This window comes from Lentzea albida, assembly GCF_900111005.1.
Classification (GTDB): Bacteria; Actinomycetota; Actinomycetes; order Mycobacteriales; family Pseudonocardiaceae; genus Lentzea; species Lentzea albida.
In genome coordinates, this window is sequence record NZ_FOFV01000014.1 from 64,069 (window position 1) to 83,646 (window position 19,578).

The 19,578-nt window shown below is 71.9% G+C and carries 21 protein-coding genes; 15 read left to right on the forward strand and 6 right to left on the reverse strand.

Annotation, left to right across the window (positions count from 1 at the left end; all coding sequences use genetic code 11):
* The first annotated feature begins 12 nt into the window (after positions 1-12).
* The 6 genes from BMY74_RS29880 to BMY74_RS29905 all read left to right on the forward strand — a co-directional run bounded on the left by BMY74_RS29880 (position 13) and on the right by BMY74_RS29905 (position 6,705).
* Positions 13-2,517 (forward strand): DUF4407 domain-containing protein, encoded by a 2,505-nt coding sequence (locus BMY74_RS29880; protein ID WP_089921832.1) that lies wholly within the window; start codon positions 13-15, stop codon positions 2,515-2,517.
* Between the two features lie 153 nt (positions 2,518-2,670).
* Positions 2,671-3,234 (forward strand): hypothetical protein, encoded by a 564-nt coding sequence (locus BMY74_RS29885; RefSeq protein ID WP_089921833.1) that lies wholly within the window; start codon positions 2,671-2,673, stop codon positions 3,232-3,234.
* A 5-nt stretch (positions 3,235-3,239) separates the two neighbouring features.
* On the forward strand, positions 3,240-4,334 hold the full coding sequence (locus tag BMY74_RS29890; RefSeq protein WP_089921834.1) for a sensor histidine kinase: 1,095 nt from the start codon (positions 3,240-3,242) through the stop codon (positions 4,332-4,334).
* Positions 4,331-4,954, forward strand: coding sequence for a response regulator transcription factor (locus tag BMY74_RS29895; protein ID WP_089921835.1), 624 nt, complete (start codon positions 4,331-4,333; stop codon positions 4,952-4,954). The genes BMY74_RS29890 and BMY74_RS29895 overlap by 4 nt, the downstream gene beginning before the upstream one ends.
* A gap of 32 nt (positions 4,955-4,986) precedes the next feature.
* The gene (locus BMY74_RS29900) at positions 4,987-5,706 is read left to right on the forward strand and encodes an excalibur calcium-binding domain-containing protein (RefSeq protein WP_089921836.1); all 720 of its coding nucleotides are present in this window, start codon (positions 4,987-4,989) and stop codon (positions 5,704-5,706) included.
* A gap of 132 nt (positions 5,707-5,838) precedes the next feature.
* The gene (locus tag BMY74_RS29905; RefSeq protein WP_245786434.1) at positions 5,839-6,705 is read left to right on the forward strand and encodes a peptidase inhibitor family I36 protein; all 867 of its coding nucleotides are present in this window, start codon (positions 5,839-5,841) and stop codon (positions 6,703-6,705) included.
* A gap of 55 nt (positions 6,706-6,760) precedes the next feature.
* Here the strand turns inward: BMY74_RS29905 and BMY74_RS29910 are convergent, their stop codons facing one another.
* Entirely contained in the window at positions 6,761-7,987 is a 1,227-nt protein-coding gene (locus tag BMY74_RS29910; RefSeq protein WP_089921837.1) for a PucR family transcriptional regulator, read from the reverse strand.
* A 166-nt stretch (positions 7,988-8,153) separates the two neighbouring features.
* On the opposite strand from BMY74_RS29910, the gene BMY74_RS29915 reads away from it, so the two are divergent.
* The 6 genes from BMY74_RS29915 to BMY74_RS29940 all read left to right on the forward strand — a co-directional run bounded on the left by BMY74_RS29915 (position 8,154) and on the right by BMY74_RS29940 (position 12,651).
* Complete coding sequence (locus BMY74_RS29915) at positions 8,154-8,450, forward strand: hypothetical protein (RefSeq protein ID WP_143091751.1); 297 nt, start codon at positions 8,154-8,156, stop codon at positions 8,448-8,450.
* 12 nt (positions 8,451-8,462) lie between these two features.
* On the forward strand, positions 8,463-9,305 hold the full coding sequence (locus BMY74_RS29920) for an NYN domain-containing protein (RefSeq protein ID WP_089921839.1): 843 nt from the start codon (positions 8,463-8,465) through the stop codon (positions 9,303-9,305).
* Positions 9,306-9,375: 70 nt separating this feature from the next.
* A complete protein-coding gene (locus tag BMY74_RS29925) occupies positions 9,376-10,266 on the forward strand; it encodes an ABC transporter ATP-binding protein (RefSeq protein WP_089921840.1) in 891 nt (296 codons plus the stop codon).
* Positions 10,263-11,000: an ABC transporter permease gene (locus BMY74_RS29930; RefSeq protein WP_089921841.1), complete on the forward strand. Its 738-nt coding sequence runs from the start codon at positions 10,263-10,265 to the stop codon at positions 10,998-11,000. Before BMY74_RS29925 ends, BMY74_RS29930 begins: the two co-directional genes overlap by 4 nt.
* Positions 10,997-12,061: a sensor histidine kinase gene (locus BMY74_RS29935; RefSeq protein WP_089921842.1), complete on the forward strand. Its 1,065-nt coding sequence runs from the start codon at positions 10,997-10,999 to the stop codon at positions 12,059-12,061. Before BMY74_RS29930 ends, BMY74_RS29935 begins: the two co-directional genes overlap by 4 nt.
* Entirely contained in the window at positions 12,058-12,651 is a 594-nt protein-coding gene (locus BMY74_RS29940) for a response regulator transcription factor (protein ID WP_089921843.1), read from the forward strand. The genes BMY74_RS29935 and BMY74_RS29940 overlap by 4 nt, the downstream gene beginning before the upstream one ends.
* Here the strand turns inward: BMY74_RS29940 and BMY74_RS29945 are convergent.
* Together BMY74_RS29945 and BMY74_RS29950 are read right to left on the reverse strand one after the other, a co-directional pair.
* Positions 12,648-13,286, reverse strand: a complete 639-nt coding sequence (locus BMY74_RS29945; protein ID WP_089922015.1) for a DNA alkylation repair protein — start codon at positions 13,284-13,286, stop codon at positions 12,648-12,650. The genes BMY74_RS29940 and BMY74_RS29945 overlap by 4 nt on opposite strands.
* Positions 13,287-13,403: 117 nt before the next feature.
* A complete protein-coding gene (locus BMY74_RS29950) occupies positions 13,404-13,919 on the reverse strand; it encodes an RICIN domain-containing protein (protein WP_089921844.1) in 516 nt (171 codons plus the stop codon).
* Positions 13,920-14,031: 112 nt separating this feature from the next.
* Between BMY74_RS29950 and BMY74_RS29955 the strand changes: the two genes are divergently transcribed.
* Positions 14,032-14,826 (forward strand): AfsR/SARP family transcriptional regulator, encoded by a 795-nt coding sequence (locus tag BMY74_RS29955; protein WP_218159784.1) that lies wholly within the window; start codon positions 14,032-14,034, stop codon positions 14,824-14,826.
* A gap of 10 nt (positions 14,827-14,836) precedes the next feature.
* On the opposite strand, the gene BMY74_RS29960 is transcribed toward BMY74_RS29955, so the two are convergent.
* Both BMY74_RS29960 and BMY74_RS29965 read right to left on the reverse strand, forming a co-directional pair.
* Positions 14,837-15,202, reverse strand: a complete 366-nt coding sequence (locus BMY74_RS29960; protein ID WP_089921846.1) for a MerR family transcriptional regulator — start codon at positions 15,200-15,202, stop codon at positions 14,837-14,839.
* A gap of 6 nt (positions 15,203-15,208) precedes the next feature.
* Positions 15,209-15,568: a hypothetical protein gene (locus BMY74_RS29965; RefSeq protein WP_089922016.1), complete on the reverse strand. Its 360-nt coding sequence runs from the start codon at positions 15,566-15,568 to the stop codon at positions 15,209-15,211.
* 78 nt (positions 15,569-15,646) lie between these two features.
* Between BMY74_RS29965 and BMY74_RS29970 the strand changes: the two genes are divergently transcribed.
* Positions 15,647-16,387, forward strand: coding sequence for a hypothetical protein (locus BMY74_RS29970; protein WP_089921847.1), 741 nt, complete (start codon positions 15,647-15,649; stop codon positions 16,385-16,387).
* On the opposite strand, the gene BMY74_RS29975 is transcribed toward BMY74_RS29970, so the two are convergent.
* Positions 16,384-16,596 carry a hypothetical protein gene (locus tag BMY74_RS29975; RefSeq protein ID WP_089921848.1) on the reverse strand — a complete coding sequence of 71 codons (213 nt, stop codon included), beginning with the start codon at positions 16,594-16,596 and terminating at the stop codon, positions 16,384-16,386. The genes BMY74_RS29970 and BMY74_RS29975 overlap by 4 nt on opposite strands.
* Positions 16,597-16,699: 103 nt before the next feature.
* On the opposite strand from BMY74_RS29975, the gene BMY74_RS29980 reads away from it, so the two are divergent.
* The gene (locus tag BMY74_RS29980) at positions 16,700-19,441 is read left to right on the forward strand and encodes an ATP-binding protein (RefSeq protein WP_089921849.1); all 2,742 of its coding nucleotides are present in this window, start codon (positions 16,700-16,702) and stop codon (positions 19,439-19,441) included.
* Positions 19,442-19,578: the final 137 nt, after the last annotated feature.

Here is a 19,578-nt window from a genome sequence, read left to right on the forward strand (position 1 = left end):
GGTAGGACCACAGTGAACAGCCCTGGTCTGGAGTCCGACGTGCTGGCGACGGCCAAGCCCCGCTGGCCCCTGCAGCCGATCTGGTTGCTGGGAAACGGTTTCGCGTGGCTCGGCGGCGCGTCCTGGCGCGGGATCACCAGCCGGCACGACCGTTCGTCGTACCAGTTGTCCGGCTTCTTCGTGCTCCTGAACGGCTTCATCGCCTGGGGCCTGTTCTCGCTCGCCGCGGTCGGCATGGGGGTGGCGCCGAGTTTCGCCGCGGCGCTGCCCTACACGTTCGCGTGGGGTCTGTTCGTCGCGCTGTTCGACCGGGCCATCTCGGCGAGGACGGTCGACCCGTCGCAGGGCAAGGGCGTCACCACGACCGGTTACGTCGTGCGCGGACTGGTCGCCTGCATGTTGGGATTCATCATCGCGGAGGCGGGCGCGATGGCGTTCTTCCGGGACGACATCGAGCGAACGATGCGCGACACGATCTCCCGCCAGGTGCAGGACTCGGCGGTCGGTGTCCTCGGTACCCAGGACGCCCCTACCGCCAGAGCGGCTGCGCTCGACGAGATGCGCGGGCAACGCGACAAGTTGCAGAACGACCTGACCGCGGCCGAGGCGAAAGCGGCCGAAGCGGGCCGCATCGCCGTGTGTGAACGTGAGCCGGACGGCTGCGACGACCTCGTGCGAGCCGGCAAGGTCACCGGGAAGCGCGGCGAGGGGGACAAGACTCGGCTGCGCGACGCGGAGAAGGCCGCGGCCGAAGCGGAACGGGACAAGGCGCGCCAGGAGTGGGAGACCAAGGGCAAACCGCTCGACCCCAAGATCAGCGAGCTGGAGAAGAAGCTCGCCGAGGAGGTCGGTGTGGTCACCACGGCCGCGCAGGCCAGCCAGGGCATGCCCGCCCGCTGGCGCGCGATGCTCGACTTCACCAGGAAAGACCCGGCCGCGGCGTTCCTGCACCTGCTCATCGTGGTCTTCTGCGTGCTGCTCGACCTGGTCCCGTTGCTGCTCAAGATCTGGAGGGGGCAGACGGGCTACGACATGAACGTGGTGGCGAGCCGGAACCTGACCCGCGCCAGACTCGACCGCGCGGTCATCAAGGACCGCTTGACCGGCGACGCGGAGATCGAGGAGGTGAGGGTGATGGCGGCGGCACGCCTGGAGATCGTGACGAAGCGGGAGAAGCGCAGGGTCGAGGCGGCACTGGCGCGGCTGGACGCTGAACCGCTCCCCGACGACGAGCCGGCGGCCCCGGTCGAGCAGCCCGGCCCCGCCGACCGCGCCGACAGCGGCGCGGAGCCCGACGCCGGTGAGGACATGCAGATCCCCGATCACTGGAGCGACGAGGACCGGGAGCTGGTGACGCACCTCTTCGCGGGCCGCTACCGCGCGATCGAACCGCTGGAGGGAGCGGACCGCGGTGCGTTCGGCCGCATGCTGCTCGGCCGCGACCTCCAGACGCGCAAGCGCGTCGTCATCAAGGCCGTCCGCGACCAGGAGGGCGACCAGCGGAAGCTGTTCCGCAGCCCGCTGCGCCGCATGTGGCAGCGCGAGATCGAGGCGGCGGCCAAGCTGCACCACCAGAACATCGGTCAGATCCTCGCCTCCGGACGTGAGCTCGGCTACCTGTGGACGGTCTCCCCGCTCTACCAACCGGGCAGCCTGGTGCAGTGGATCGAGAGCACGACCGAGCGGTCGATGAACGCCTACACGCTGAGGCACTCGATCGACCACGTCCTGCAGCTGACCAGGGCGCTGGTCCACGCCCACAACAAGAAGGTCACCCATGGCGACATCAAGCCGACGAACGCCGTCCTGGACGGCCCGACGCTGATGCTGGTGGACTGGGGCTTCGCCCGTGTGCTGAACCAGGTCGAGCAGAACGACGAGGCCTTCGGGGGCACCCCGCTCTACACGGCGCCGGAGGCGCTGCTGCGCCGCGACTTCGACGCCGAGCTGGCGGACGTCTACTCGATCGGCGCCACCTGGTACTTCCTGCTCACCGGCCGACCTCCGTACCACGACGTCCCGAGAGACCTGGGAGCGAAGGAGATCGCGAGGCGGATCTCCGACGGCAAGGTCAAGTGCGAACGGCTCGACGAGCTGGTCCCGGCACTGCCGAGCCAGGTCGTCTCGCTCGTGCACGACCTGATCGAGGTCGTTCCGCGGCACCGCCTGTCGTTCGACCGGGATGAGCGGCCGGCGATGCGGCTGGAGCGCGCCATCAAGGAGATCGAGCCCCTGCTGGGCTCGACCAGCGGGTTCTCGGCGCCGGTCGGCCCCGAGGCGGCGGGCAGGCGCTCCGCGGTGAGCGCTCTGCCTCGCACTCTGCTGGAGGACACGAGTTCGCAGCTCGACGCGGATGCCGCCAAGCCGGCCCACACCGCCACCAACGGCCGTCTGGAGACGCCGATGCCGACGCAGCTCGACAGCACGGCGTTGCTGGACGGCACCACAAGGCTGAACGGTGCCGCCGTCCCGGAACTGGCAGCGACTCGGCAGGAGGACGATGTGACGGAGCTTTGACGTCCTGGCTCGTCGCGAACGTTCCTGCCTGACGGGACCGGTAGCAGCAGGGGTGCACGTGCCGATCGGCGCCCCTGCGGGCATGACCTCCGGCGTGCGACGTGGCCGGTCGGGACTTCGGCGCACGCAGGCGCTTTTCCTAGCGTCGGTGGCGTGACGGACAACAGGATCGTCTTGCCGAGGTTCGGGGCGGTGTGCGGGGTGGTGCTCGCGCTGTCCATCGGGGTGCCGGGGGCCGTGGAGGCCTTCACCGGGGAGACGGCGTTCACCAGCGCGGTGATCGGGCTGGGGACGGCGTTCGGGGTGCCCGCGGTGCTGGCGTTGCACGGGCACCAAGCGCACGCGTCGGGGCGGTTCGGGGTGTTCGCCTTCGGGGCGAACCTGCTCGGGCTCGGGGTGTTCACCGGGGTGGCGTTCGCCTTGAACCTCGTGGTGTTCTTCCTGGAACCGGGGTCGGTGGTGCCGTTCACCCAGGTGGTGCTGAAGGCCGGGTCGCTGGTGTTCGTGGCCGGCTCCGCGTTGTTCGGGGCGTCGATGGTGCGGGCGAAGGTGTTCCCCGCGGTGCCGGCCTGGGGTTACGGGATCGGGTTCGTGTCGCTGGCGGTGTTCGCGGTGCTGCCGGACACGCCGGTGTCGGCGCTGGTGCACGTGGCGTGCGCGGCGGTGCTGGTGTGGCTTTCGGTGACGGTCTGGTCCGCTCGGCCGGCACTAGCCTGAGCGGCATGTGGACCTCGCGACCGGCGTTCTGGGTGTCGCCCGTGATGTGCGCGGCGGTGCTGGTCGCGGGTGTGTACGCGGCGGTGTCGGGGCTTGGTCGCACCAACGTGCCGTTGCTGGCCGGTGGGCTGGCGGTGCTCGTGGTCGTGGACCTCGTCGAGTTCCGGCGGTACCCGGTGCGCACGCCGAGGCGCGTCGCGGCGGGACTGCTGGTGCTGCGGGTGGTCGTGTACGTCGGACTGGCCCATGTGGACGGTTCGGGGCTGGCGCGGGTGCTGTTGCTGCTCGTGCCGTTCACGGCCTACTTCGCGTTCGGGCCGGGGGTGGCGATCGGGTTGGCCGCGGCCTGCCTGGCGGTGGCCGTGGTGAGCACGCCCGACTGGTACGCGCACGTCGAACAGGCGTCGGACCTGGTGATGTTCGCGGTGGGGCTGGTGCTCACCATCACGATGGCCGCGGTGGCCGTGCGGGAACGCGACGGGCGGATCCGGCTGCAGGAGTCGCATCGGACGGTCGCGGAGCTGTCGGCGGCGGCGGAACGGGCTCGGGTGGCGCGGGACCTGCACGACGACCTCGGCCACCACCTGACGGCGATCGTGGTGCTGCTGGAGAAGGCCGCCGTGTTCCACGACCGCGAACCCGGCACGGCCAAGACCGCGGTGCTCGACGCCGAACGGTCCGCGCGGAGGGCGCTGGGGGAGGTGCGGGAGTCGGTCCGGTCGCTGCGGTCGTTCCACCTGCCGTCCGCGCTGGACGAACTCGTTGCGGGACAAGGGGATGTGACGCTGACCGTCAGCGGGTCGCCGGAGCGGCACGACACCGGTGCGTTGCACGCGCTGTACCGGGCGGCGCAGGAGGGCATCACGAACTCGCGCCGGCACGCCGCCGCGACGCGCATCGACGTCGCGGTCGAGCTCGACGCCGAGCGGGCACGGCTGGTCGTGGCCGATGATGGACGGGGCATGGGTGCCGCGGCGGAGGGGCTCGGGTTGCTCGGGATGCGGGAACGGGTCGCGCTCGCCGGCGGCAGGGTCGACCTCGCCAGCACGGCGGCGGGGACGCGGCTGACCGTCACGATCCCCGTGGCGAGGCCGGCGTGACGCGCGTGCTGGTCGTCGACGACCAGCGGCTGATCCGCGAGGGCATCGCGTCGTTGCTCGGGATCCAGCCCGGCGTCGAGGTCGTCGGCACCGCCGCCGACGGGCACGAGGCCGTGGAGCAGGCCGTGCTGCTGGCGCCGGACGTGGTGCTCATGGACGTGCGGATGCCGGGGATGGACGGCGTCGAGGCGGTGGCGTCGCTGCGCAGGCGGGCGCCCGCGTGCAAGGTCGTCATGCTGACGACGTTCGACGACGAGGACTACGTCGTGCGGTCGCTGCGGGCGGGCGCGAGCGGGTACCTGCTCAAGGACCTGCCGTCGCAGGAGCTCGCCGCGGCGGTCAAGCTGGCCGCGGCGGGGGTGGCGCAGTTCGACCCGGCCGCGGCGGCACGGCTGGCGGCGGTGCTGGACAGGTCCGGTGGTGAGCGCGAACCGCTGACCGTGCGCGAGGTCGAGGTGCTGCGGCTGGTCGCGAGCGGGGCGACGAACAAGGAGATCGCCGAGCGGTTGTACCTGTCCGAGGGCACGGTGAAGAACCACATCTCGCGCATTCTGGGCAGGCTCGGACTGCGGGACAGGACACAAGCGGCGCTTTATGCCCAGTCGCGCGGACTTGTGTAACGACGCGTCGCGATCGCCACGATGTGGCGGCCATGACCGTTTTCACGCAGCTGTCGAAGGCTGCCGCGATCGCGGCCGGCACCCTGCTGGTGGTGTCCGCGTGCGGCACGCGGGAGCCCACCGAACTCGCGGCCGTCGCCTCCACCACGAGGACCACGGCCACCACGGCCGTCACCACGACGACCACGACGACGACCCCTCCGCCGGTCACCGTGCAGTCCGTTGTGGACGGTCGGACGGTCGTGCTGTCCAGTGGGGTCAAGGTTCAGGTCTCGGGGCTCGCGGCGCCGGGTGAGTGCTGGGCGGGGTCGGCGACCGACTTCGCGACGAAGAGGTTGGTGGGCAAGGCCGTCCGGGTGGTGGCGTCGGGCCTGCCCGCCGATGCCGTGGTGTCGAGCCTGCAGGTGGTGGGTGGCGGGGACTACGCGATCCTCGCCGTGAGCGAGGGCGCCGCGCGTGCGGCGGCGGGGGCGGGAGCGGCGATCGAGGCCGCGGAGGCGGCTGCCAAGACGGCCGCGCTGGGCTTCTGGGGACCGTCGTGTGGCGGCCTCGACGTGAAGCCCGCACCTCCTGCACCGCAACCCGTCGCACCGCAGCCGCAGCCGCAACCTCAGCCGGTACCGGTTCCCGCGCCCGCCTACTTCGCGAACTGCGCCGCGGCCAAGGCGGCCGGCGCGGCACCGCTGCACCGGGGATCACCCGGCTACCGCGCGGGGCTCGACCGGGACGGGGACGGCGTCGCCTGCGAGTGACCCGGCACCTCACCCGCTGACACTTCGGTGGCCCCCGGTGTCAGCGGAATGTCAGCGCCTCGCGGAATTCTTCGGCCGTAACGAAGATTCCCCTGCACAGGCCGGGGGACCTGTGAGCGAAAAGGGTCGATCGTGCTGAAGAAGTTCACCTTTGTGGCGTTGATGGGCGCGCTGGTCACCGCGTCCTTCGGTGCCGGTGTCGCCAACGCGGCGACGGAGCGCAACGGTTCCTGCGAGTCGGGCGAGTTCTGCCTCTACTACAACAGCGACCAGGCCGGTTCGGTGTCCGACTTCGCGGGCTCGGTCGCGGACTACGGCGACTCGCAGCCGAGCTGCTACGAGTTCAAGAGCGCGGGCAACGGCCAGGGCGTGTGCGTGAAGAACAACGCCGCGTCGGTCTGGAACAAGACGAACAAGGCCGTCACGGTCTTCTACAACAGCAACTACGGTGGCGCGAAGCAGACGTTCGCGGCCGGCGCCAAGGGCAACCTGAAGGCCGAGCTCAAGAACGAGAACGCCTCGCACCGCATCGGTGACGCCGGGGGCGACCCGGATCCGGCTCCGGGCACCTACCCGGCGCCGGAGGCGAACCCGCACCCGGAGGCGACGGCGAAGGCGCCCAACGCGACCAAGCGGACGCAGTTCATCGACGACCAGATCGCCTCCAAGACCGGCGAGAAGCAGTGCTGGGTGGGCGACTACCGCAGCTACGAGTCGGCGACGAGCAACCACAACACGGGCAACGCGCTCGACTGCACCATCTCGAACGCGATCGGCACCTACCCGACCGAGTCGCAGAAGGCCCAGGGCTGGAAGCTGGCCTACTGGCTGCAGAAGTACGCGTCGAAGCTCGACGTCCGCTACGTGATCTGGCAGGGCAAGATCTGGAGCGTCGCCCGCGCGTCCGAGGGCTGGCGCACCTACACCGCCGGCACCGGTGTCACCAACGGTCACTACGACCACGTGCACGTCTCCGTGCAGAACCCGCACGGCGACTGATCTGAGCGGACCGAAGAAGGCGAGCGCACTCCGGTGCGCTCGCCTTTCAGGCGTTTCAGTTCCTCAGGTCGTGCACGATCAACGACGCCGAGAGCAGCCTGATGTCGGTGGGGTCGGCGGGGTTGTAGCCGGTGAGCTCGGCGACGCGGCGCAGGCGGTAGTTGAGCGTGTTGCGGTGCAGGTGCAGTTCGTCGGCCGTGCGGTGGCGGTTGTGGTCGCTGTTGATGAACGTCCGCAGCGTGTGCAGCAGGTCCGGGTGCTCGGACAGCCGGTCCATCACGCGTGCCAGGCGCTTGCGGCCGGGGCCGGGACGGCAGAGCTGGTACTCCAGCAGCACGTCGTCGAGGACGTACGCGCCGGGGTGCCGGCCGAGGCGCTGGGCGAGCTCGGCGATGTCGGCGGCCTGCCGGGCGGCGGCCGGGACGTCCTCCCTGCTCTCGGCGGCCGCGATCCCGCCGATCAGGCCGGTGCCGGCGGCGGTGTGCAGGGTGCGGACGAGCTCGGCCGCGCTCTCCAGTTCGTCGTCGACGCCGTCTGCGGTGGTCGGCAGGAGCACCGTGCCACCGTCGTGGTCCAACGCCGAGAGGGCGTGCTTCGGCAGTTCGGCTCGTAGGCGGCGCACGAGGCCATGAGCGGCGAGCCGTGCGTCGGCGCCATCGGCCAACGGCGGCGCCTCGACGCGCACGGCGACCACGACGTGGTGGCCGGACAGCTCCAGCCCGATCCGTTCGGCGAGGGGCTCGGCCTCCCTGCCGGTCAGCAGGGCGGCGACCAGCGCCCGCCCCGCCTCGCGGCGTTCGGCGTGCAGGGCCTGCTGCTCGGCGAGGTACGACCCGGCCACCGCGGGCACGGCGACGCTCAGGTACCGCAGCAGCGCCGGCACCGTCGCGAGCAGGTCCGGCACCTCCTCCGGTTCGGCGACGGCGGCCATCGCCTCCCAGCCGACGGTCGCGGCGACGTGGTAGGTGCTGAGCACGATGTCGAGCGGAACGCCCTGCTGGGCGCGCCGCACGGCCGTGGCGATCTGCATGTCGAGCTCCTCGGCCGCCGGGGGCCGTTGCTCCCGCAGCGCGCGCAGGAAGACCTGCAGGTGGCGGGTCACCGCCTCGGTGATCTCGCGGTCGACCAGCTGGTGCGGCAGCTGCCGGTAGGTCGCGGATCTGGCGAAGAACGCCTCCAGCACCTTCTCCGCGATGCGGGGGATCTGGGTCGCGGCACGGTCGTAGAGCGGTGCGGCGGGGTCCGGGGCGGGGATGTCGACCACCGCCAGAGGCTTGCGCATCCGGCCGCTCGGGGCGATAGCCCGTTCCGGTCTGGTTGTGTGCACGAAAGAGGGACCCCGGCGTTGTGCACGTGCCTCAAACGTTTGACCCTATCGAGTGACGGAAGTCGAGGACGGCTCCTGCGCGCAGCCAGAATCGGACGTTGTGAGCAGCGTCGAGGAATGCATGAAGTTGTTGCTGCGTCGCGGGTTCAAGCGAAGCGTCGTGCACGACCGGTTCACCTGCACCAACGCCGTGATGTTCAGACGGGTGTGGCGTGGCACCAACGAGACGGTGCTCGCGCTGTCGGAGACCGAGGCCCTGGCCTACCGCGTGCGGGAGACCGACGCGGACCCCGCGGACCCGTTCGTCGTGGACCCGGACCTGACGCTGTGGCAGTGCGGCGGCGAGTTCCTGGACGTCGCGGCCCAGCTCCTGGAGTTACCGGCAGCGCCTGGTCACTCGGCGTTCGAGGGGAAGTAGTAATCTCGGCTGGTGGGTGAGACCGTCCGGATCGGAGTGTTCTACGACGGCACGTGGTTCGCCTACCTCAGCGATTTCTACGCCACCGCGCACCCCCGAGGCGCGCGCATCGCCCTCGACGGCCTGCACGACGCGGTGCGCTGGTACGTCCACACCGAGACGGGCCGTCCGCTCGACGAGTGCGTGGTCGCGGAGGCCCACTACGTGCGCGGCCGCATCGACACGCCCGCCGAGTCGTTCGACCGGGCCCTGGCCGCCGCCGGCATCACGCGCCACGACCTGCCGCTGCACAACGGCAAGGAGAAGGGCGTCGACGTCCAGCTCGCGCTGGAGGCGTGGGACAGGGCGATGACGGTGCCGCTGCAGTGGGTGGTGCTGCTGACCGGCGACTCGGACTTCGCGCCCCTGGCGTCCCGGCTGACGGCGCGGGGCGTGCACGTGATCGTGCCGGTGGTCGACATCAGGACCGTGCAGGCGCCTCCCGCGTGGACTCCGCGCACCGCCGCGCCGCTGCGTGCCGCCACGCCGTTCACGCCCGGTTTCGACGAGCTGTTCGCGCCCGGCGACCAGGCCGACTACCCGTTGCGGCGCGCGTTCGTGCGGTCGTCGCAGGCGGTGGCGTCACCGGTGGGGGCGCCGCGCGGTCGTCGCAAGGGCACCGTGGCGAGCTGGAAGACCGGGCAGGCGCACGGGTTCATCACGGACACGCGCGGCGGGTCGTGGTTCGTCTCGCGCGACGAGCTGCCGTCGGGACTGACGTTGCTGCTCGCGGGCACGCCCGTGTCGTTCACCGGGTCGCCCGCGCCGATGCCCGGCCGCAAGTACCCGAGGGCGCAGGCCGTCCGGCCCGAATGACATTTGTCATCCGGACCTCGTGACTGGGCTTCACTACTGACGAGCGCCCGTTCCGGCCAGGCTTCCGGGCATGGAAACGGTGCTGGAGGTGCGAGGGGCACGGCACAAATACGGTGCCACGCAGGCGTTGGACGGCGTTGATCTCGACGTCGCCGCGGGGGAGTGCGTGGCGCTGCTCGGGCCGAACGGCGCGGGCAAGACGACGCTGGTGAACCAGGTGATCGGCCTGCTCCCGGCAGGAGACGGCGAGGTGCGCGTGTGCGGCGGGGACCCGCGCGTCGCGGCGACCCGCCGGCGGCTCGGGGTGGTGCAGCAGGCGCTCGGCTTCCCGAACACGTTGAAGGTGTCCGAGCTGGTCACGGGAGCCGCGGTGCGCGCGGGCAAGCCCCGTGCGGCGGCCGGGCCGGTGATGGCGGAGCTCGACCTGACGGAGCTGGCGGGACGGCGCGCGTCGAAGCTCTCGGGTGGTCAGAAGCAACGGCTGCAGCTCGCGATGGCGCTGGTCGGCGACCCGCGGCTGCTGGTGCTGGACGAACCGACCGCGGGCCTGGACGTGCCTGCCCGCAGGCGGTTCTGGCAGATCCTCGCGGAGCGGCGCGAGCGCGGCACCGGCGTGCTGCTGACCACCCACATCATCGAGGAGTCGTCGGCCGTCGCCGATCGCGTCGTCGTGCTCGACCGCGGCCGCGTGCTCGCCGGGGGCACGCCGGACGAACTGGTGGCGCGGCTGCCCGACCGCACGGTGATCGCCCGGACAGGGTTGGGCTTGGAACGCCTCCAAGCGCTGCCAGGCGTTGTGTCGCTGCGCACCGACGGCGAGCACGTTCGCCTGGGCACGCGCGCTCCGGAGGCGTTGCTGCGGGTGCTGCTCGCGGAGGACCCCGGCCTCACCGATCTTCGGGTCGAGGGCGCCGGGCTGGAAGAAGCGGTGGCGGGTCTGATCGAGAGAGGTGCGGCATGAGCGCGGGGGTCTTCGGTGTCGAGGTCGCGGACGAGCTGAGGGGTATCGTCCGCGAACCGGCCGCGTTGTTCTTCTCGATCGTCATGCCGGTGGCGTTCTTCGCGCTGTTCGTGTCGCTGTTCGGGAAGTTCGGCGACGGCGGCCTGTCCGCGGGCACGACGATGATCGCCACGTTCGGCGCGTTCGGTGTCATCTCCGTCGTGCTGATGAACCCCGGCCTCGGGGTGGCGTCCGATCGGGAACGCGGTTGGCTGCGCTCCAAGCAGGTGTCCGCGGTGCCGATCGGCGTGACGCTGGCGGCGAAAGTGGTGGCGTCACTGCCCTACGCGGCCGGGGTGATCATCGCGATGACGGTGACGGCGGCGCTGACCGGTGCGTTGAACGCGCCCCTGCCCGCGTTGCTGCGGGTGCTCGTCGTGCTGGTGGTGGGCGCGCTGCCGTTCGCGCTGCTGAGCCTCGCGGTCGGGTTCCAGGTCGGGGCGGGGGCGGGCGCGGCGCTGCTCAACGCGGTCCTCATCCCGACGTCCGTCGTGTCGGGACTGTGGATGCCGCTCGACATCATGCCCGCGTTCTTCCGCGACGTGGCGGTGTTCCTGCCGAACTTTCACCTGTCCGAACTGGCCCGCGCGCAGCTCGCCGGTGGTCCCGTGCTCACCCACGTGCTCGTGCTGCTGGGTTTCGCGATCGTGGCCGCGGTGCTCGCGGCCGTGTCGTATCGTCATGCGCGGTCATGAAGAGAAACGTGGGGGTCTCCCGCTGGTTCCACCTGGTCTACCTGGGGAACCTGGTGTGGGCGCCGGTGTTCGACCCGGCCGCCGACTGGGTGGACTGGGCGCTCGTCGCCGTCGTGGTGGTGGCCTTCGTCCCGATGTACATGCTGTCGTGGCGCCGTCCTGAGCACGTCCGCCGCTGGAGCCTGGTGCCGACCGTCGTGCTCGGCGCGCTCGCGACCCCGTTCAACGCCGGCGCCGCCGTGCTCTTCGTCTACGCGGCGGTGTTCGCGGGCCTGTCGGAGTCGCGGCGGGTGGCGATGAGGTGGTTCGTCGGCCTGTCCGCGCTGATCTGCGTGTTCGGCGTCGTGTCGGTGGTCGAGATGCCGTACCGGGTGTGGGCGCTGCTGCCGTCGTTGATCTTCCTGTGGGTGGTCGGCCTCGTGCAGGTCGAGTGGGCCGAGCGCGAACGCGAGGGCTCCGAGCTGCGCATCCGCACCGCGCGGGTCGAGCACCTCGCCACCCTCGCCGAACGGGAGCGCATCGCCCGCGACCTGCACGACCTGCTCGGCCACACGCTGACCGCGATCATCGTGCGCGCCCAGCTGGTCGCCGCGGATCCCGCACGGGCGCAAGCGGAGGCGGCGGAGATCGAACGCACGGCCCGCGCGGCGCTGGGGGAGATCCGCGACGCCGTCACCGGGTGGCGCACCGCGTCCCTCGAGACCGAGCTGGAGGCGGCGCGCGGCGCGCTGGCGAGCCTGGGCGTGGAGGTGGTCGTGCGACGGGACCCGGACCTGGTGATCGTCGGCTCCACCGAGCACGAACTGGCGCTGGCGCTGCGCGAGGCCGTGACGAACGTGGCCCGGCACGCCCGCGCTCGCACCTGTCACATCGGCGTCGAGGCCCGCGACGGCGAACTGCGGCTGGTGATCGCCGACGACGGCGTCGGCGGGCACGCGAGGGAGGGCAACGGCCTGACGGGCATGCGGGAACGGATCGCCGCACTGGGCGGCGTGGTCGCGCGCACGGTCACCGCGGGCACCACCGTGACGATCGCCGTGCCGCTGGAGGTGGCGACGTGATCAGGGTCGTGCTGGCGGAGGACCAGGCGATGGTGCGCGGCGCGTTCGCCCAGCTGCTCGACCTGCAGCCGGACGTGACGGTCGTCGCGACCGCGGGCGACGGCGACGAAGCCCTTGCGGCCGTGGCGGAACACCGGCCGGACGTGCTGCTGACCGACATCGAGATGCCTGGCCGCACGGGGTTGGACGTGGCGCAGGAGCTGCGCGGGCGGACCCGCGTCCTGATCATCACGACGTTCGCCCGCAGCGGGTACCTGCGGCGCGCAATGGACGCCGGCGTCGCGGGGTACGTGCTGAAGGACGCGCCGATCGCGGAGCTCGTGTCGGCGTTGCGCCGCGTGCACGCCGGTGAGCGCGTGGTGGCGCCGGAGCTCGCGATGGCCGCGTGGGACAGCGCGGATCCGTTGACCCCGCGGGAACGCGAGCTGTTGCAGGAGGTCCAGACCGGGGCGAGCAACGCGGACATCGCCGTGCGGCTGAACCTGGCGGAGGGGACCGTCCGCAACTACCTGTCGACGGCGATGGCGAAGCTGGGGGCGCGCAACCGGTCGGAGGCGGCGAGGACCGCGAAGGAACGCGGCTGGCTCTAACCCTTGCGCCGCACCATCTCGTTGATCCAGATCGGCGCGAACGGCGACGTGCAGTTCGGCGGCGTCGGGTAGTCCTTGAGGACCTCCAGGCGTTCGCCGATCTCCAGCGCGCGGGCCCGCAGCGCCGGGTGCTCGATCCCGATCTGCGCCAGGCAGTGGTTCTGCGCCCACTGCAGGCGTGGCGGGGCGTCCTTCATGTCCTTCTCGATGACGTCGAGCAGACCGTCGAGGTCGAGGCCCTCCGGCTTCTTCGCCACGCGGTCGATCGTGAGGGCCCAGCCGGCGCTCGCGACCACCGGGTCCGGGTCGTCGAACCACAGCACGCGCAGGGCCTCGGCGTGCGGGCTCTTCTTCACCACGTAGTTCACGAGCCAGTCGTGCACCTTGGGGCGCACGGCCTCGCGCAGCATGGCGTCCAGCTCGTCGTGGGAGAACGCCTTGGGGCGGCAGACCAGCAGCGCCAGCAGCCTGGCCGCGGTGTCGCCGGTCGCCCACAGTTCGAGCGCCAGGTCCTGCTGGGTCTTGAGGCGCTTCGCGATCGCGCGGAGCTTGCCGAGGTTCACGCCGTGGTCGTCGCCGTGCTTCTCGTTGACCGCACGTGCTTTCGGGTCGTCCAGTGCCGCCAGTTCGGCCATCAGGCCCGTCACCGTCTCCGCCACCGCTCGACCTCCCGTTCGCCACCGGTGCCCGACAGCCTACGAGCCCGGAACGCGGGTCGTGCCCCGAGACACGACCCGCGAGCAGAGGGGTGGTCAGCCGATGGTGAACTCCTGGGCGCGGTGGGTGATGCAGGTGTTCTGGTGCAGCTTGGACTTGTTGTCGAAGTTCCTGCCGTCGATCTCGAGGCAGAGGCCGCTGTGACGGGCCCGGAACTTCGTCGTGCCGGTCGCGGTCGTCTCGACGAGGAACTGCTGGTTCCACTTGGTGGCGCTGCAGGTGTACTGGATGGCGTCCGCGGTCGGGTCCTGGCTCGAGTCCCAGATGTCGACGCACTTGCCGCTGTGCGCGACCTTGAGCCGCACGGCGTCGCTGCCGTCGCCGACCTGCTCGAGCGTCCACTGCTGGTGCGACTTCGACGCGTCGCAGGTGTACTGGACGATCGCGGTCTTGTTGTCGCGGCTGCCGTCGGCGACGTCGAGGCACTTGGCGCTGTGGGAGTTGCGCAGCAGGTCGTAGGTGATGGCGGCGGACGAGGTCCCCGCGCCCGCGAACGCCGTCGCGGCGGCGGCCAGCGCGATCGCTGCGCTGATGCGGCGAAGAGAAGTCATGGTGTCCTCCGAAGCTCTGATCGGGTCCCTGCGACCGATCTGTCGCGGCGGAGCTTTCCCACCCGGTGTTCGGCGGGGATTCGGTGATCGTGTGATCGGCAGGTCAGGGGCGGTGGAGTTCGGACTGCTCGGCGACGTCGAGGTCCGCGTGGACGGGCGGGTCGTGGACGTCGGTCACGCCCGGCAGCGGTGCGTGCTCGCGGTGCTGCTGGTGGAGGTGAACCGGCTGGTGCCGGTCGACGCGCTCGTCGACCGGGTGTGGGGCGAGCACGTGCCGCACCGGGCGCGCAACGCGGCCGCCGGGTACGTGTCACGGCTGCGGCAGGCGCTGCCGGGGGTGCGGATCACCGGGCGGCAGGGCGGGTACGTGCTGACCGCCGACCCGATGTCCGTCGACCTGCACCGGTTCCACGCGTTGCTGGAACGGACGCCGGACGAGGCGGTGCTCGGCGAGGCGCTGCGGCTGTGGCGGGGCGAACCCTTCTCCACTGTGGACACACCGTGGTTCTCGGCGCTGCGGACGGCGTTGGAGGCGCGGCGGTTCGCGGCCGTGCTCGACCGCAACGACCTGCTGCTCGCACGAGGACGGCACGCGGGGCTGCCGGCCGAGCTGGAGGCGATGGCGGACGCGTTCCCGCTCGACGAACGGCTGGCCGGGCAGCTGGTGCTGGCGCTGTACCGGTGCGGCCGGCAGGCCGACGCGTTGATGCGCTACGACCAGGTCCGCGTGCGGCTGGCCGACGAGCTCGGCGCCGATCCGGGGCCCGAGCTCCGCCTGCTGCACCAGCGGATCCTCACCGCGGACCTGGAACCGCCCGGCCGGGTGGACACCCTGTGGAGCTCGGTCGAGCGCCTGCGCCGGGACCTCGACGACCTGACCCGGCGGCTCCACCGGCTGACCGGCTGACCGGCTGACCTCAGTCGCTCAGCGCCGCGACCACCGGGCACTGCTCCCGCACGCCGTTCTCGGCGACGTCGAGCAATGCGAGGCGCACCCGCTCCAGGTCGCGCATCCGCTGTTCGATCTCGGCGACCTTGCCGGTGACGACGTCGCCCACGTCGGGCTTGGTGGACGCGCTGAGGAGCTGCTCGACCTCGGTCAGCGTGAAGCCGAGCCGGGCGGCGCGGCGGATGAACCTCAACCGCCGCAACGCCTCCTGGTCGTAGTGGCGGTAGCCGCCGTGGGTGCGGGCGGTGGGCACGACGAGGCCGCGGCGTTCGTAGAACCGCACGGTGCTGATGCCCACCCCGGCGGCGCGGGCCAGTTCGGATATGCGCACCACCGGAAACTACCTCCGCAGCAACGCGCGGAGCTGGGCCGCGCCCCAGAACAGCTCCAGCACGAGGAACCCGGCCAGCGCGGGCGTGTGGCCCTGCAGCAGCGCCCACGTGAACCAGACGCTGAACAGCGCGCGGCCGGCCGTGTCCGCGGCGATCAGCAACGGCTGGGGGCGCAGCCAGCGGACGATCGACCACATCACCACGACCGTGCCGAACAGCGTCGCGAACAGGAGTGTCTGGGACGTGTGGGGTGTGCCGAGCAGGTCGAGTGCGAGTGCGGCGGTCCAGGGCGTGACGAACGAGATGCTCGCCACGAAGTCGTACAGGGCTCCGGCTCGGCCCCAGCGGGCTACGGGATCTTGCGTCATGCCGGTCACGATGCGCCCTGCACCGTGGTGCAGGGTCAAGCTACTTTGGCGGTGAGTTCGCTTATCCGGGGGAGACGAGTGACCGGTCAGATCGTCCGCCACGCCGCCCAGGTCGAGGCCGTGCGCGTGCGGTTCGCGGCCGTGCACGAGGCCAGCGCGGTCGTCGTGGGCGACGAGACCGTCTACGGGCGGCTGTGCCGGTGGATCATCGGCACGGTGCTGGAGAAGCACGCCCGGCAGGACGAGCTGGTCTCCTACGTCGAGGAGAACCTGCGGCTGATCGTCGCCGGCCTGCACGACCTCTACGGGGTACGGCGGCCGCAACCGGATCCCGTGCGCGAGGCCGCCGTGCCGTCGCTGGTGGCGCCGGTCGAGGACTCGGCGCGGGCGGCGATGGAGCGGATCGGGCCGTTGCGGGAGGTGCTGGACGACCTCACCGGGCTGCCCGACGTCATCGCCGCGCACGCCACGACCTGGTACAACATCGCGGCCGAGCAGCGGGCCATGGCCGAGGAGCTCGAGGCGTTCCTGGAGCACGACGTCCCCGCGTGGACCGGCGCCGAGGAGCACGTGCGGCTGATGGGCCACAACGTCGAGGCGATCCGGGGGCTCGCGTCGGTGTCGGCGGCGTTCGGGGAGATCACCGAGAGCGTCGGGGTGCTCGTCGCGCAGACCCGGCGGCTCGTGCGGGAGCTGGTGATCGGCCTGGCCGTGGCGCCGTCGGAGGCGACGCTGTGGCGGCTGGCGTGCCGGATCGCGGTGTACGGAGTGGCGCTGGAGGCCACCCTCACGCAGCTGGAGAACCGGCTCGACGGCTAGGCCCTGCGGGCCCGGCGGCGGGCGATCTGCGGCAGGAACCACATGTAGACGCCCGTTCCCATCAGGACGAACAGCGGCAGCAGCGGCACGTACGACACCCACACCGCCTCGGCGTTCACGGTGAGCGCGACCGCGGTGAACACCACGGTGGCCATGAAGACCATGCTCACGACGCGGTGGAACTGGCGGATTCCCTTGCTACCGGCCATTTCTCTGTCCTCCCTGGATGGTGGTGAGGACCACGGTAGGACCGGGTGCCCTGCGCCGCTTCTCGATTCCTGACCGGCTGGTCCACGAGTACCCTCGGGCGCCATGCAGTCCCCGGTGCTGGTCGGTCGCGCGGAGGAGACCTCCGCACTGCGGGCGGCGGTCACGAGGGCCGAGCACGGTCGTGGCGGCGCGGTGTTCCTGGTGGGGGAACCCGGGATCGGCAAGTCGCGGCTGGCGTCCGAGACCGCCGGGCACGCGTCGCGACGCGGGTTGCGGGTGCTGAAGGGGCGCGCGAGCCGCGCGGTGCCGCTCAGGGCCTTGTGCGAGGCGGTCCTGTCAGCGTTCCGCAGAGGCGGGGCACCGGACGAGACGCAGCTCGGCGCGTACCTGCCCGTGCTGCTGCGGATGACGCCGGACGCGCCCGCGGGCGTGCCGGACCCGGCGGTCGTCAGGGCCGAGGCGGTGCTGCGGTTGCTCACGGCGGAGAAGACCGTTCTGCTGCTGGAAGATCTGCACGAGGCGGATGACGAGACGCTGGCCGTCGTCGACTACCTGCTCGACAACCTCGCGGACGCGCCGGTGCTGTTGCTCGCCACGACGCGGCCGCATCCCGAAGGCGCGCAACGACTCGTGGACGCGGCCACCGCGCGGCGCACCGCCACGACGCTGCGGCTCACCGGGCTGGGCGCCGCCGAGGTCGCCGAGCTCGCCCGCCACTGCCTGGGCGAACCGGTGCCGGACGACGTGGTGCGGCAGCTGGTCGCGGTCTCGGACGGAGTGCCGTTCGTCGTGGAGGAGCTGCTCGACGGCGACCTGCGGGCCGTGCCCCCGACAGTCGCGGCGGCCACGCTCCAGCGGGTCGACGCGCTCGGACCTGGGAGCAGGGCGGTGCTGGAGGCCGCCGCGCTCTTCGGCCGGACGTTCCCGCTCGACGTCGTCGCTGCCGTCGTGGACAGCGCGGACGTGTCGGAGGCGGTGCTGGAGGCCGAGCGCGCGCAGCTCCTGCACGGCCACCAGTTCCGGCACGCGCTGACCGCCGACGCGATCACGGGGCGGATGACGCCGACCGCGCGGGCGGCGCTCGCCCGCAGAGCCGCCGAGGCCGCGGAGGCTTTGCGGCCCGGCGAACCGGAGCTCGTCGCGGAGCTGTGGGAGGCGGGCGGTGAGACCGCGAAGGCCGTGCGGTGCCTGGTGCGGGCCGGACGGCACGCGGGGGCGCTCGGCCGGTTCGGCATCGCCGTCGAACTGCTCGAACGCGGGCAGGCGCTGACGGACGAACCGGACCTCGCCGCGGACCTGCTCGACGCGCTCGCCGCCGTGCTGCCGCTGGCCGCGGTCGTGGTCCCCGCCGACAACGGGGCGAGGGCCTTCGCGCTGGGAGAACGACTGCAGCAGTCGCTGACCGAGTCGCACGCCGAGCCTCGGCGCCGCGGCGCCGTCCGGCTCGCGCAGGCCAGGGTCGCCGCCGTCGCCGGTCAGTGGGAACGAGGTCTCGACCTGCTGGAGACGGCCGGGGAGACCTCGCCGGCCGTCGACGTCGTCAAGGCCGCGCTGCTGCTCGGCCTCAACCAGCTCGACCTGCTGCCCAAGGCCCGCGCCCTGGCCGAGCGCGCCGCCGCCACGGGCACCCCGGAGATCGTCTGCGAGGCCCTCGAGGTGCTCACCCGCTGCACGCGGGGGCAGGACCTGGCCGAGGCGCGCCAGCACGTCCAGCGCTGGCTCCGGACGGCCGAGCAGCACGGGCTCGCGGCGTGGCGGCTGCGGGCGTTGCTGGAGCTGGGCATCACCGACAAGTACCTGACGACCGGCGTCGGCACCCTGCTCGCCGCCCGGCAGGCCGCGCTCGACACCGGCGCGATCGTCATCCTGATCGCCGCCGACCTGCATCTGGGCGCCACGTACCTGGTCCGCGGTGAGTACGAGAAGTCCGCGTGGCACGGCGCGAGCGCGGGGGAGGCGGCCGGGAAGCTGGGGCTGCACGCCCTCGGGGGTCTCGCCGTCGCGATCGAGGCGGGCATCGCGGCCGTGCACGGCGACAGGAGGGCGACCGACCGGGCGCTGGCGCGGCTGCGCGACCACGGGGAGTCCGAGGAGATCTGGTCGTACAGCTCGGCGGTCTGCGCGCTGATGGAGGAGCGGTACGACCGGGCGCTGGCCGAGTTCGACGAGGTGGAGAAGGCCGTCGTGGAACCGCGCATCCTCCGCGGCACCTTCTACCAGGGGCCGCGGCTGCTGGTCCGGGTCGCGCTCGGCCTCGCCGGTCGACCCGAGTTCGACCGGCTCGCCGAGTCGCACCTCTCGCAGGTCCAGCTGCACCGCACGTACTTCGCGTGGAGCCGCGCGATCCTGCTGGGCCGCGAGGGCCGCACGGCCGAGGCGAACGCCGCCGCGGCCGAGGCACTCGACCTGAGCAAGGGCCTCGGTCTGCCCCGGTACCTGGGCCTGCGGCTGGCCGGCCCGCGGGCGCTGGCGGACGGCTGGGGCGAGCCGCTGGAGTGGCTGGGCGAGGCCGAGGAGTACTTCCACCAGCTCGGCGTGCCCGCCGTCGCCGCCGCGTGCCGGGCGGTGCTGCGCGAGGCGGGCGCACCGAAGCAACGCCGCCGCCGCGACCACGAGACCGTGCCCGCAGCGCTGCGCAAAGCGGGCGTCACCGTCCGCGAGTACGAGGTGCTGTGCCTGGTCGTCGAACGGTTCGGCAACGCCGAGATCGCCGAGCGGCTCTTCCTGTCCCCGCGGACGGTCGAACGCCACGTCGCGAGCCTCAAGGCCCGCACTGGACGCCGGACCCGTGCCGACCTGATCAGCCACGCCCGCCCGTCAATTGGGGGCTCCACCCCCATGTGAGGGTCCTGAGCAGCGGGAAGACTCCACGATCAGCCGGCGGCGCCGAACTCGGAGGGGTGTTCGGCGCCGCCGAGACCCATGCCGGAAAATCTCCTGGCGCGAGATGTCGATTCCCGCCATCTCCCGTTCGACGCATT